Annotated in this window: 17 protein-coding genes; 6 read left to right on the top strand and 11 right to left on the bottom strand. The window is 53.0% G+C overall.

All coding sequences use genetic code 11. From position 1 onward, the window contains the following. Positions 1 to 3: 3 nt before the first annotated feature. Both ACP15L_RS19390 and ACP15L_RS19385 read right to left on the bottom strand, forming a co-directional pair. Entirely contained in the window at positions 4 to 753 is a 750-nt protein-coding gene (locus ACP15L_RS19390; RefSeq protein ID WP_170641694.1) for a hypothetical protein, read from the bottom strand. Between the two features lie 57 nt (positions 754 to 810). Further along, positions 811 to 1818 carry a Bug family tripartite tricarboxylate transporter substrate binding protein gene (locus ACP15L_RS19385; protein ID WP_425085435.1) on the bottom strand — a complete coding sequence of 336 codons (1008 nt, stop codon included), beginning with the start codon at positions 1816 to 1818 and terminating at the stop codon, positions 811 to 813. A gap of 135 nt (positions 1819 to 1953) precedes the next feature. Here ACP15L_RS19385 and ACP15L_RS19380 point away from each other — a divergent pair, with 135 nt between their 5' ends. From ACP15L_RS19380 to ACP15L_RS19360, 5 genes are all read left to right on the top strand, one after another. Beyond that, a complete protein-coding gene (locus tag ACP15L_RS19380) occupies positions 1954 to 3042 on the top strand; it encodes an isocitrate/isopropylmalate dehydrogenase family protein (protein ID WP_425085434.1) in 1089 nt (362 codons plus the stop codon). Continuing rightward, on the top strand, positions 3039 to 4070 hold the full coding sequence (locus tag ACP15L_RS19375) for a Gfo/Idh/MocA family protein (RefSeq protein ID WP_425085433.1): 1032 nt from the start codon (positions 3039 to 3041) through the stop codon (positions 4068 to 4070). Before ACP15L_RS19380 ends, ACP15L_RS19375 begins: the two co-directional genes overlap by 4 nt. Beyond that, complete coding sequence (locus ACP15L_RS19370) at positions 4067 to 4744, top strand: GntR family transcriptional regulator (RefSeq protein WP_170643587.1); 678 nt, start codon at positions 4067 to 4069, stop codon at positions 4742 to 4744. Before ACP15L_RS19375 ends, ACP15L_RS19370 begins: the two co-directional genes overlap by 4 nt. A gap of 364 nt (positions 4745 to 5108) precedes the next feature. Beyond that, positions 5109 to 6059, top strand: coding sequence for an Acg family FMN-binding oxidoreductase (locus ACP15L_RS19365; protein WP_425085432.1), 951 nt, complete (start codon positions 5109 to 5111; stop codon positions 6057 to 6059). Next, positions 6049 to 6498 carry a MarR family winged helix-turn-helix transcriptional regulator gene (locus tag ACP15L_RS19360; protein WP_425085431.1) on the top strand — a complete coding sequence of 150 codons (450 nt, stop codon included), beginning with the start codon at positions 6049 to 6051 and terminating at the stop codon, positions 6496 to 6498. The genes ACP15L_RS19365 and ACP15L_RS19360 overlap by 11 nt, the downstream gene beginning before the upstream one ends. A 38-nt stretch (positions 6499 to 6536) precedes the next feature. Here ACP15L_RS19360 and ACP15L_RS19355 read toward each other — a convergent pair whose 3' ends face one another. From ACP15L_RS19355 to ACP15L_RS19315, 9 genes are all read right to left on the bottom strand, one after another. Continuing rightward, entirely contained in the window at positions 6537 to 7304 is a 768-nt protein-coding gene (locus ACP15L_RS19355; RefSeq protein ID WP_425085430.1) for a hypothetical protein, read from the bottom strand. A gap of 364 nt (positions 7305 to 7668) precedes the next feature. After that, positions 7669 to 7839 carry a hypothetical protein gene (locus tag ACP15L_RS19350; protein WP_425085429.1) on the bottom strand — a complete coding sequence of 57 codons (171 nt, stop codon included), beginning with the start codon at positions 7837 to 7839 and terminating at the stop codon, positions 7669 to 7671. A gap of 263 nt (positions 7840 to 8102) precedes the next feature. Continuing rightward, the gene (locus ACP15L_RS19345; protein WP_170643585.1) at positions 8103 to 8657 is read right to left on the bottom strand and encodes a CIA30 family protein; all 555 of its coding nucleotides are present in this window, start codon (positions 8655 to 8657) and stop codon (positions 8103 to 8105) included. 11 nt (positions 8658 to 8668) lie between these two features. After that, on the bottom strand, positions 8669 to 9121 hold the full coding sequence (locus ACP15L_RS19340; protein ID WP_425085428.1) for a TspO/MBR family protein: 453 nt from the start codon (positions 9119 to 9121) through the stop codon (positions 8669 to 8671). Between the two features lie 13 nt (positions 9122 to 9134). After that, positions 9135 to 9638: an aggregation factor core gene (locus tag ACP15L_RS19335; protein WP_170764772.1), complete on the bottom strand. Its 504-nt coding sequence runs from the start codon at positions 9636 to 9638 to the stop codon at positions 9135 to 9137. A gap of 136 nt (positions 9639 to 9774) precedes the next feature. After that, on the bottom strand, positions 9775 to 10158 hold the full coding sequence (locus ACP15L_RS19330) for a nuclear transport factor 2 family protein (RefSeq protein WP_425085471.1): 384 nt from the start codon (positions 10156 to 10158) through the stop codon (positions 9775 to 9777). 144 nt (positions 10159 to 10302) lie between these two features. Beyond that, positions 10303 to 10683, bottom strand: coding sequence for a VOC family protein (locus ACP15L_RS19325; RefSeq protein WP_425085427.1), 381 nt, complete (start codon positions 10681 to 10683; stop codon positions 10303 to 10305). Further along, complete coding sequence (locus ACP15L_RS19320) at positions 10684 to 11697, bottom strand: zinc-binding alcohol dehydrogenase family protein (RefSeq protein WP_425085426.1); 1014 nt, start codon at positions 11695 to 11697, stop codon at positions 10684 to 10686. A 26-nt stretch (positions 11698 to 11723) separates the two neighbouring features. Continuing rightward, positions 11724 to 12014, bottom strand: a complete 291-nt coding sequence (locus tag ACP15L_RS19315; protein ID WP_425085425.1) for a putative quinol monooxygenase — start codon at positions 12012 to 12014, stop codon at positions 11724 to 11726. Between the two features lie 104 nt (positions 12015 to 12118). On the opposite strand from ACP15L_RS19315, the gene ACP15L_RS19310 reads away from it, so the two are divergent. Then, complete coding sequence (locus ACP15L_RS19310) at positions 12119 to 13027, top strand: LysR family transcriptional regulator (RefSeq protein WP_425085424.1); 909 nt, start codon at positions 12119 to 12121, stop codon at positions 13025 to 13027. The last annotated feature ends 6 nt before the right edge of the window (positions 13028 to 13033 follow it).

Genomic DNA, 13033 nt, shown 5'->3' with positions numbered 1-13033 from the left:
CAGTCAATCTTTCCAAAGCGGACGAAGCGTCACGTAGTAGTGGTATTCGATTTGCTTGAAGATCAGCCCGCCGCGCGCGGGCACGTTCTGCCGGAAAACAAAGGCCATCGCGCAAACAAGGATGAGCGGGGCAAGTATTGCCACCAAAGGAACGTACCGCAAAACACGTTCGGAAGCCGCTTTGGTCAACACTACAAATGTTAGCGAGACCCATAGGGCCAGCGTAAACCAATCATCACCGTGTGCGTTCCAGTCCGCCTGCGCGGGAAAAACAGCAAACGCAAATAATCCTGCAGAGACAACCGCGATACAGGCAACCAAAGCACGCCTAGCATGGCCGCCGTAGTAGCCGTAAGTCAAAGCTGTAATCAGCAACCCAGAACACAGAATGAAGTCCACTCTGGGAACGAGCCCGACGACATATGCAAGAAGGATCAAGCCTATTGTTGAAGCTCGATAGGCTTCCGACTTGTCCCACCCGATCCCCAACGCACTGAGCGCGTTTTCTGCCCCACCAGAGCGGATCGAAATAGCCAGTAAAACGAAGGACAACGCAAGCAACCCACCGAAGATGAACAGCGGTACAATTGCAGCCGAGTTGTACCAATCCGACCCGCTTACACCTGCGCGGTTTTCACCCCAAAGGGGGATGTCCAACGTCTTCCAAAGAAAGAAGACGGACGCCGTTATAAGAACAATTGCTGCCCAAAAGTCACGAGTCCGCATGACCAGTGTTTCGTCAGGTTTGTCCATTGCCTGCCTCCTGAGGGAAAGGGCGCGATCCAGCGCGCCCTTTCAAAAGTGATCGGATTAGGGCTTCTCAATACCCAGCGAGGCCGGATCGACGGTCGCGGCGCCTAGATCTTGCAAGGTGTAGGCAAAGGTAGCTTCGAGGTTCGCAAACAGTTCTTGAGCCTCTTCGCCGTGCTGACCACCGACGTCGTAGTTGTTTGCCGCAGCCCATTCGGCGACGGTGTCGGAAGCAATAGCTTGCTCGAACGCATCGCCTAAGGCAGCCTTAACGTCATCCCCGGCCGAGCTGTGAACCGCAAACCCGATCGCCTGTTTGAGCGGCAAATACTGATCGAGACCGTCATAAACTCCAAAGGCAGAAGGTACGGTTGCCCCAGCAATCTGCGCGTCTTCGGGCGTCAACATAGCGAGCGGTTTAAGTTGACCGCCTTCGATCAACGGTGCCTGTTCAGCCAGTGAAGTCACAACCAACGCAACTTCACCCGCTATCGCTGCCTCCTGCCCGGGCGCGGAGCCTTTGTATGGCACAAACTTGAATTCTGCACCGGACCCTTTTTCGATCGCCAGAAGGTTCAAGTGGTGGATCGAACCTGCGCCGGAAGCCGCGGCGGGAATAGTGCCCGGAGCAGCTTTCGCGGCGTCGACCAGTTCTTCCAGAGTATTGTAAGGGCTGTCCGCCGGAACCGAGATCAGATCAGGTGATCCGCCAACAATGAATGGATACCAAAAGTCAAATTTCTTATCCCAACCACCCTGCACAGCAGCGGTGACATTCGATTCAGACAGACCAACCAGTGTGTAGCCATCGTCTGGTTGGTTCATAACGTAGACCATACCGTTGGAGCCTGCGACACCACCTGTTTGATTGATCACATTGATCGAGACCGGAAGGTGTTTTTCCATCTCGGCCATGATCATACGGTTGATCGTGTCCGTACCGCCACCGGCCCCCCAGACCACAGCTGTGGTGATATCACGATAGGGGTAATCCTGCGCAGCAGCTGCGCCTGCAATACTGGTCGCCATCACAGCTGCGGCCGCCAACCGCCCTAGCATTAGTTTCATTTCCAAGTCCTCCCAAACAACTTCGCGTTTATTATTGCATTTATTTGCGTATACATTAAAGAATGCGTTGTCAACGGACTGTAGTGAAAGCTGCGATCGCGCTATGAATGCGAAACAGGAAGGAAGCGGGGCAAAATGAAAAAGACTTACGATATTGCAGTGTTCCACGGGGACGGGATTGGCCCAGAAATTATGGGCCCCACGCTTGAAATCCTGCGCCAGCTCTCGCTCAGCAATCCCACCTATGAACTGGTGTTTACAGACGCTCCGGCAGGCGCAGGCCACTACGCCAAAACTGGAGAATCATTTCCGGCAGGATCACTCGAAACTGCCCGTAATGCTGACGCGATTCTGCTGTCGGCAATGGGTTTGCCGGATGTTCGATACCCTGACGGAACCGAGATTTCGCCGCAGATCGATCTGCGCAAGCAACTAGGACTTTTCGCTGGTGTGCGACCAGTAAAGGTTAGCAGCGGACAAATGACCCCATTGGCGCTGCCTCCGGGAAAAGAGATCGACTTTGTCTTGATACGCGAAAGCACAGAAGGGCTGTTTTTCACCCAAGGCGCTGGCGAGGTCACCGAACATGAAGCACGTGAGACCTTGCTGATCACGCGTGAGGTGTCTGAAAAACTATTCCGTTTCGCGTTTGAACTTGCCCAGAACCGCAAAAGAACCGGGCGCGGCCGGGGGCGAGTTACATGTGTCGACAAGGCCAATGTATTCCGCGCCTTTGCGTTTTTCAGATCGATGTTTGATGCAGAAGCCACCCATCATCCCGAATTGCAGGCAGACCGTGCTTATGTTGATGCCACCGCTCTGTGGATGGTTCAAAAACCTTGGGAATTTGATGTTTTGGTCACTGAGAACATGTTCGGAGACATACTCTCCGACCTTGGTGCCGGTCTCATGGGTGGTCTTGGGCTGGCTCCCTCAGCGGATATCGGGTTGAATCATGCAGTATTCCAACCCTGCCACGGTTCCGCTCCGGACATTGCGGGACAGGGTATCGCCAACCCTTTTGCAATGATCCTGTCCGCAGCAATGATGCTTGAATGGTTGGGGCTGACCCATGATCACCCAGGCCTGTCCAACGACGGCGAACGATTGCGTGAAGCCGTGGAAAAGGTGACTGCGAACGGACAGAACCTGACGCGTGACCTAGGTGGCACCGCCGGAACACAGGATGCAGCCGCATCGGTATTGGAAGCACTACGGGCATGAATACTCGACAAACCATCAGGGTTGCTTGTGTGGGCGCGGGATATTTCAGCAGGTTCCACTACGAAAGCTGGTCCCGAATGCCCGGAGCGGTTCCGATTGCGTCCTGCAACCGTGATATCAACAAGGCTAAAGAAACAGGACTTGCCGCTTACGATGATCTGTCACAAATGCTGGAGGCGGAAAAACCAGATCTCGTGGACATCATCCTTCCACCTGTAGCGCAGGCCGAAGCCATCCGAACGGTACTGAACTCTGGTATCAAGTGGCTGATCTGTCAAAAGCCATTCTGCATGTCTCTGGATGAAGCGGAGAAGATCGTCTCCGAGGCTGAAGCGGTAGGCGCAACTATTGTCGTGCATGAGAATTTTCGATTTCAGCCCTGGTATCGTGCGATCAAGGTGGCAATGACCGAGGGTCGAATTGGCACACCTCTTCAAGCGACTTTCCGGCTTCGGCCAGGCGACGGACAGGGACCACGAGCCTACCTTGACCGGCAGCCGTACTTTCAGGAAATGCCGCGTTTCCTGGTGCATGAAACAGCGGTTCACTGGGTAGACACATTCCGATTTTTGTTCGATGCGCCCAGCGCAGTTTATGCGGACTTGCGCCAAGTTAACCCCTTTATCGCTGGCGAGGATGCAGGTTTCATCCTATTTGATCACCCCAACGGCTTGAAAGCCCTTTTCGATGGCAACAGATGCCTTGACCACAGTGCCGAAAACCTGCGTCAAACCATGGGTGAGGCTCTCATCGAAGGAACCGAAGGATCACTGGTTCTCAACGGCGACGGTTCAGTTGACCTCCGCGCTTTTGGTAAACAGGAGCGACAGCAGATTTTACCTCCGAGCGATCATGATGGGTTTGGAGGAGACTGCGTACACGCCTTGCAAAGTCACGTCGTTTCAGGCCTTGTAGAGGGCACGCCGCTGGAAAACACGGCCCGAGACTATTTGGACGTGATCCGCATCGAAGAGAACATCTATCTCTCGGCTGCGGAGGGACGAAAGATCAACCTGGAGACGCCGTGAAGGGTCAGGACGCAAAAACTCTTTCCAATACCCAACGCGCTGTTAGGGATTTGCGACAGATGATCCTGTCTGGCGAACTAGCAGCCGGAACTGACCATCTGGAATCGGAACTCGCCGAGACCCTTGGCATGTCCCGCACCCCGATACGGGAAGCTGCGCTGATGTTGGAGAGTAAGGGCTTGCTTGAAATGCGGCCCCGTAAGGGCGTGCGGATACTGCCTGTTTCATCAGATGATATGCGTGAAATCTACGACATCCTGACGGAACTCGAGAGTCTCGCAGCACAGCGCGCTGCCGAAGCGGGTTATTCAGAAGATGAACTGGCGGTCCTTGCTGGATCAATTGCCAAGATGGATCAAGCCATCGAAGCCGAAGACCTTGAAGCCTGGGCCGAGGCTGACGAGTTGTTTCATCAGGAGCTCGTTCGGTTGGGCGGCAACAAACGGGTCGAAGCGATTGTCGCCATGATGAGCGACCAGGTGCGCCGCGCACGCGCAACGACGTTGTTCATCAGGCCCCTGCCCGTCAAATCCAACGAAGATCACCGGGTTGTTTTTCAAGCGATTAGTGAAGGTCGACCGGATGTTGCCCGTGAACGTCATCGAGAACACAGGCTGCAAGCACAGGCTATGCTTTGCGGGATACTCGAAAAGCATCGGCTCAACAGCCTCTGATCTTCTCGTATCCGATCGTTAATCAACTAAAATAACTGCTTTTTTGGCGACATAAAAGGCGCTCCGAGTACTTGTCGATGGCGGCAGTCCGCGGTTGCGTCCGGCTGTTCTGCTTTCCTTTTTTAAATCACTTAACCAATCACTACATCGATTGGGGTTGAATTAGTACGATTTCGTATTATTTAGTTCGATATCGTACTATTGGAGGCTCAAGATGCCAAATCGAAGACGTTTTCTTAAGATTCTAGGCGGAGGCACAATTCTGGCGGCAACGGGCGCGGTTGGGTTCCTCGCTACACGCACGCCGCATGACGCGCTGGCTCCGTGGACGCCAAAACCGTATGACGACCCACGCAAAGCTGCTTTGTCCTACGCAATTCTCGCCCCCAATCCGCACAACTTGCAACCTTGGCTGGTCGAGTTGGTTGGGCAAGACACGGTGCGCATCCACCGTGATCCTGATCGCGAACTTCCGGAAACCGATCCTTACCACCGCCAGCTCTTTATTGGCCTCGGCGCATTTGTTGAGACACTGATCCTGGCGGCAGGTGCACAGGGATTTGATACCGAAGTCAAACTACTGCCAGATGGAGATGACGGACCAATCGCAGAAGCAGTGTTTGTTCCTGGCAGAGCGCTCGATCCACTCTCAGATCAAATCCTCAAACGGCATTCCAACAAAGAACCGTACACTGAACAGCGCCTCTCTGCCGATCAGGTGTCTACGCTTGGCAACTATGCAACTTTGATTACCGATGAAGATTTGGTGGCGAGTGTTCAAGACCTCACGAAACGCGCTTTCGAAATCGAAATGCGAACACCGCAGACCCTGAAAGAATCCGTAGACCTCATGCGGATCGGGAAAGCAGAAATCAACGCCAATCCGGACGGGATTGAATTGCGCGATCCCATGCTGGAAACGCTGCGACTTACCGGCCTATTGGACAATGAAACCCTTATGAATGTTGATCACCCAGGCACTCAGTCTCACATGCGAGGCTACTTCGCTATGCTAGACGCGACGCCGCAATACGCAGTCCTCACGACAGCTACAAATACGCGTAGTGATCAACTCGATGCCGGGCGTCAATTGATGCGTTTTTACCTGAAGACAACCGAAATGGGGCTAGGCGTGCATCCCGTCAGTCAAGCACTTCAGGAATATCCTGAGATGGCCGATGAATACGCTCTGGCGCATGAGCTTCTTGCGTCACCCGGTCACACGGTGCAAATGTTGCTGCGTTTGGGGTATGGACCCGAGCCAATTGCCACACCCCGCTGGCCTCTGGAGACACGAATACTGAATGAAGCCTGAAGATGAGACCAACGAAATCTACCGGTTCTTCACCGAGGTCGGGATCATCAACCAGCTGATCTCGACCAAGCTTGAGGCGTTCTTACCTGGCAGAATGACCGCAACCCAATTTGGCATATTGGGTCACCTGGTCCGGCGCCCCGAGGGGGAAACGCCACTACAGCTATCGAACGCGTTTCAAGTGCCCAAGACGTCAATGACGCACATGCTCGCGAGCCTTGAAAATCATGCTCTGATTACCCTTGAAACCAACCCCAATGACAAGCGTTCGAAAATAGCCCGGTCCACGTCGCAAGGAGCGGAGTTTTTGAAAGCTTGTACCGAGCGGATGTCGGAATCCCTAGCTCCAGTTTTGTCCGAACTCGGGTCAGGTCCGTTTCACAATTCGCTGCCGAATCTGACGCTCATACGCGAAGCTTTGGATAGCGAACGGGACTAGGCAAAAACCAGTGTTGGCCAGAATACGAAACCAAATTCTCAGAACATCATGCAATCTCCGCCCGGCGGAAGCGGCGGAGATCCTTCAGGCAAGGTGGGCGTGTAGTCAAATGTCACAATCTTCGCGCCGCCGTCGAATGCTACAAACAGTTGGTTAGATCCCGGCCTGATGGCGATGCCTTCAGGGTCAGTTCCGAATTCCAACAGGCTTTGCTGGGCGAGCAGTTGACCATCTGCCGTGAACTCATACAAGCTGTTTGACCCTTCCCAGTCATCAACAATCAACATGTGACCGGTGCGTGGGTCAATCGCGATGCCTTGTGCCTCACTTAAGGGGGGAGAGAGCTTCATGGTATCCAACCTCGCCGTCAAAGCACCCTCTGAAGTGAACCAGGACAACCGTTCCGGGTCATCTTCTACGGTCACGATCTGCCCCTTCGCGTTGATCGCGATCCCCTCGGTGTCTGCGAATCCGCCATCCAGTTTGAAAGGCGCTCCGAGTGGCTCTCCATCTTTGGTGACACGTTGAAGACTGCCGATACCATCGCCCAGCAACAAGTGATCCCCTTCGATAGCAATTGCTTTGATACGGAAGAGATCGCTGGATATTCGGCGCAATTCATCCCCTTGCAATGTAACGAGAATGGCCTCGGGCCCTTCATTCGCAATCCACAACCCGCAAAACGTCGGATCGTAGTCAAGACTTGCGGGTTGATTGAGCTCATACCGCCCTGTTTCGCGAAGCTGCAGTGCCGTGGCCGGGGTCGACACAGCAAAAATTAATAAGGCAGTGGTCCTCACAAACACTCAGGATGCTCCTAACTGAGTTAGAAAGGTGGGGCGGTGTCGTGACGGGTCAATGCAAAGAACGATTGGTCTCCTAACAACAGAGGCCATCACATTGCCTCACCAGAGGAACGGAGAACGCCAAGAATCGGCCCAAGGTTGCGTGAGTTTGAAATATCCATCGACACAAACCAAGGCGATGAACTGGTGCAGTTTCTTGCATCGAAGCGGGACAGGAGGTTCCCTACCACGCAGTACTTATAGACGAGTCTGTCGCGTCACCACTCTCGGCATCGAGTGCTGTTTGGCTTTGGTGCTACCAATTGCAGAATTCGATCTGCTTTAACCAAATTCACAGAAAGTTTGGTGTTGTGCCCCGAATCGCTCAAGCTTCCGCGATCATTGTGCCCCAGCTGGAAAAGCCATCGTCTGTCTCACAGATGATCGTCTCCATCCCGGTTACCGCATCGTTCCCAAAATAGCATTCGGCGAACGCACCAGTACCAACAAATGATAGGGTCAGGGCAACAAGGCCCAAGGCTGTAATCCTCTTCATGATACTCACTCCTTTAGATGAGCTTCATGTGGGAGTTGTCTTTTGCTGAATGTATTTTGCTTTGATTAAGTTTTTTTAACTGAAGACTGCCTGTGGAGTTGTCTCTTCAGAACGCAGCACGCTTCAAGTGTTTGCTCAGAAAAGACAGGTTGAGCATCTAAAATGAAGAAACAGCACATCTACGTTCAGGCATTGGCACAACTCGATCTCAACCGGTGTCAAGCAGACCTATCTGAATATCACAGCCCTCTCTTTGGAGATCTTCAATAGAAACCAATCTCACTGACATCTACGCGGGCCTTGTGATCGCGCCCGAAGGCTACAACTCCAATTGAAGTGATTTCATCAGCAACGGGAATAGCGCGCAATATGGCGCCTGAAGCCTTGAAACCTGATAGAGGCAAATAAACTTCGGTCCAGTCTTCAGAAGTTGCGAACTCGGCCTGATAGTATTGCCACGGAAGCACCGTGCCACGCGTTCTGAGGTGAACGAAGTATGGCTCACCGTTCCCCCGTACCAATAGCCTGACGCCTGATACACCCTCATCTGGTCGATCAGACAACTTGCGTCGGAATTGGATGAAACCGCCGTTGTTTTCTGTACTGACGGTTCCGGTCAGCCGCGCGAATGCTACATCACCTTCCGAACGAAATTGCACCTGTCCTGAGGAAACACCTCCCATGACGGTGTCGGCTACGTAGTCCCAACGCGTCTCCGGAGACTTGGAGAAGTCTTCAGTCAGTTTTCCATCAGCCTGAGCCATTGTGCATCCGATGATAGCAAGACCTGAAACAAGCCCAACGAAGTTGGCACGCATATTGTTCCTTCTCAGTTCAATATCGCAATGGAAAGGTTAAGCGCCGTGGCAAATGCGACCCATGCAAAATACGGCAGGAAGGCCAGTGCGGAAACCCGATCCGAATTCCTGACCCGAGCAATGAACATGACGATCACAGCCAACAACGCAACAATGACAACAAGGGCAAACCACGGCAGTTGCAGTACGAAAAAGGCTGGGGACCACAAAAAGTTCAGAACCATCTGCGCCCACCACAGCTTCATGGCGGTCGAGCTTCGGTCCGCTTCGAACTGACGCCAACCCACCATGGCGATCAAGACATAAAGCACCGTCCAAACCGGTCCAAAAATCCAATTTGGTGGGTTGAAAGCCGGTTTAGAAAGCTGCGCGTACCATTCGCCAGGTGCGGTCAGTGTCCCGATCAGGATGCCGCCGCCCACCATGAGCGCAAGGAATGCTATGCGGATCAACCAATTCGACATTGTAGGAGAGTTTTCAGCAGTCCTTGGTTGTTACGTTGACAAGTGCTTCAGAAGAGAAGGTCGCCGTACTGGTTTTATCTGCATCGGTAAATGACACTGTGGCGCCTTCGATCTCCGACCCCGTTACGGTGATTTCGCGTTGCCCGATGGTATCATCGACATCGATGGTAAAGGCGAGTTTGTCCCCGGCTGCGAGGGAGGCGATCTCAAGTTCAATTGTATCTTGCCCATCCTCGACCGCTGGAATTTGCCGCAGAGCATCCGCGCCCTCAACGAATTCGAGAGGTTGGAAGACCTCTACACCCGCGCCTTTGTCGGTAACGTCGAAAATCAGACGTCCCGCAGATTTCGACAAGTCAATTTTGACTGTCGAAGCTTCTACTTCGCAAGCTCCGACGTTTGTCAGAACAAAACGGTCCTTGGGTGCGCCTTCTATAAAGCGAATTTGTACACCAGCCTGAAGGGACGTGGCTGCAAATAGTCCAACGGTGGCTGTAAGAATACTTTTCGAGAACATATTTATCTCCTAATTAAACGGTTCTTGATAGATACGCCTCGGCGGGTTTCCTGGATCAGACTTATACCCTTTGACTATCGTGGTTTAGCAGACAGGAGCTTTCGAAGTTCAATGCTCCGCAGTCAGAACTGCGAAGTCAAAACATGCCATTGTCATTCTCGCTTTTTGCTGGAACTTCCTGAAGAACGTCCCAGTGTTCGACAACCTTGCCATCAGCATCCAGGCGAAAAATATCGATCCCTGCGTACTCGAGACCATCGGGCCAGATCTGATGGCAATGCAGAATAACGTGATCGTCTTCAGCAAAGGCACGTTTGATATCCACACGCTTTCCCGGGTATTCGGCGGCCATGCGCTCAAAATAGTCAACAAAAGCTTGCTTGCCGTCGCCAACATGCGGGTTGTGCTGCGTATAGGTTTCCCCAACAAAGGTCGCTATGGCCTCAGCAGGTCGACACGCGTTGAACATCATCTCGTAGAAGGCGATGACGTTTTTCTTGTTTGTTTCGAGGTCCGGCATGCTGATCTCCAAATCGAAGTTATTACCGCCCAAAAATGTTGACCCACGTAATTCTTGGAAGCGACCCGGCAAGGATCTCGACCACTAATCGGCAAGAGGTTACACGCTTGATTATGCGTTCCGACTATTTCGAGGGTAAGCCACTTACTCGGTTTCTTCGAAGTCTATATGAATATGATTTCCATCAGGATCGGCCACGTGGATTTGGACCATTCTAGTCCCCGGGACGTCAGTTTTGCGATACTGGACCTGATTCGAGCTCAGTTTTTCTTCGAATGCGCTCAACCCCGTGGCTGAGAGCGCAAAATGCTCGAGCTTGAGCTTCACTTCGGAACCGACATTTGGCGTTCCTTGGTGACCCACAAGGTGGACCACGGCGTCATCACCCGCATACAACCATGCTCCGGGAAACGGAAAATCAGGGCGGGTCCCAGGTTTCAAACCCAGGACCTCTTCATACCAAGCAACCATCTCAGGCAACCTTGTCGTCACGATATTCACATGATCCAACCGCTCTATTCTCATCTAAAACCCCTCAAGCACGAGCTTTCCTTTGGCCTTGCCGCTTTCGAGGATAGCATGCGCTTTCATTAAGTTTGTAGCATTGATCCTACCGAGTGTATCGGTCGCTGTGGATCTGATCTTTCCATCATCTATCAACCCGGCGACCTGATTCAGGATTTCACTTTGACGATTCATATCTCCAGTCCCGAAAAGCGACCGAGTGTACATGAACTCCCAATGCAATGAGATCGATTTGGCTTTGAACGGCGCGATGTCGAAGGTCTCAGGATCATCGATCAACCCAAAGCGACCTTGGGGTGTCATCACCTCTCCAGCTTGAGACGTATAAAGCTGGGAATGGTTTGTCGAAAAAATGAAATCCACGCTATCGATACCGAGAGCCTCGAGTTGTGTGCCAAAAGGTTCCGCGTGGTTGATGACATGGTGTGCGCCAAGCTCTCGAGCCCAGTCTTGTGTCTCGGGTCGGGACGCAGTGGCTATCACTTTTAAGTCAGTGAGAGCCCGCGCCAATTGAATGGTGATCGACCCGACACCGCCTGCGCCACCAATAACCAGCAAAGTACTGGTTCCACCTGGCACGGTATCCAGGACTCGCAAGCGGTCGAACAGCATCTCAAAAGCAGTAAGCGTCGTGAGCGGCATAGCCGCCGCCGCTTTCGCAGGTATGGATTTTGGCGCGGCTCCGACAATACGTTCATCCACCAGATGAAACTCGGCATTGGTTCCCGGTCGGTTGATCGCCCCGGCATACCAAACTGTATCTCCTGGTCTGAAAGTCTCAACCATTTCGCCAACTGCTTCGACGACGCCTACTGCGTCCCACCCCAAAATATCAGGTGCTGGACCAACAGGAGCACGGTTTTGCCGAATTTTCGTATCGACCGGGTTTACTGAAACGGCCTGCACCTTCACCAACAAGTCGCGCCCCTTCGGCGTCGGTTTGTCGGCCTCGAAGTCGACTAAGGCGTCCGCCCGATCAATTGACCCTGTCTCGCGGTATCCCACGGCTTTCATAGCTTGCTCCTTTGTCCGGTTCTGTATCAACCGATGATTGTCATCTCATTCAACGTGAATTCTGCAACGGCGCCCTCTGTTGCTTCCAGGTAAGCCGCAAGGTGCGGAGCACCCATGTGGGTTTGCCAAAGTTCTCGGCTTTCCCAGTTTTCGTAGAACACGAAATGAACCGGGTTGTCGTTGTCCTGGTGCAGGTCGTAGTTAATGCAACCCTCTTCGGCACGGGTTGTGTCGATGAGCTTGATCAGCTGACCCTTTACGAGGTCGATCTTGTCGGGGTTGGCTTTGATGTTGGCGAGGATTGTCAGCTTGGCCATTGGAATAGATCCCTTGTGTTCTTGAGCGATGCGCAAGATTTACGCCGCAGTACTTTCGGGATAAACAGGGCAAGATCGAACATATAATCCGGAAATTCCGTTTAATGCTTTTAGACAACCTTCGCTTGTTTCTGACCATAGCCGAGAAAGGCAGTCTTGTGGCGGCGGCGCGCGAGACAGGGATGTCGAGCACGACAGTGTCCGAGCGGCTCGCGGCTCTGGAGGCACATTACGGTGTGGTTTTGTTCAACCGCACCACCCGTTCCATTAGCCTGACCGAAGAAGGACGAGTACTAGCCGATGGGGCAAGAAACGTTCTCAGTGAGGTTGCGGACCTGGATACACTAGTTCGGCACGGCGCCGAAACTCTGTCTGGTCCAATTCGCATAAGCGCGCCCATTGATTTGGGACGGAGCATTGTCTCCAAGGTTATTGCCGAATTCACCGAAGAGAACCCTGCCGTCTCAATCGAACTTTCCCTCTCAGACGGTTATGTCGATCTTGTCGGCCAGGGTTTCGACCTCGCCGTTCGCTTCGGCAACATCACAGACAGCTCGCTCAGGTTGCGAAATCTAGGAAGCTACCAACGTTTCGTGTGTGCGTCCCCAAGTTATCTGGCCTCATTCGGAACGCCTGAAAAACCAGAAGATCTATTGAACCACAACTGCTTGGTCATGAGGTTTGGCGACATGATCGACAACGTTTGGGAGTTTGGGTCAGGACCAAATGCCCAGCGCGTATCGGTAAAGGGAAGTCGAATAGTCAATGATGGTTCACTGATCCGCGATTGGGCGATCGCAGGCCATGGGGTCGTCTTGAAGTCCGAGCTGGATGTCGGCGACGATGTTCGATCTGGCAGACTTGTTTCTGTCTTGCGCAACTTCCTCCCACCGCCGAAACCTTTGCAAATGATGTTTCCGCCGAGCCGAGCCCAACCACGTCGCATAACGGCCTTGGCCGAGCATTTGCGTCGCAAATTTGGTGTGCGTCAGAGCCGTAGGGGAAGTCACTAATCTGAC

Origin of the sequence: Ruegeria profundi (genome assembly GCF_049800715.1) — a bacterium.
GTDB classification, from domain to species: domain Bacteria; phylum Pseudomonadota; class Alphaproteobacteria; order Rhodobacterales; family Rhodobacteraceae; genus Ruegeria; species Ruegeria profundi_A.
The sequence above is the reverse complement of the archived record's forward strand: the minus strand, read 5'-3'. Positions and strand labels throughout refer to the sequence as shown.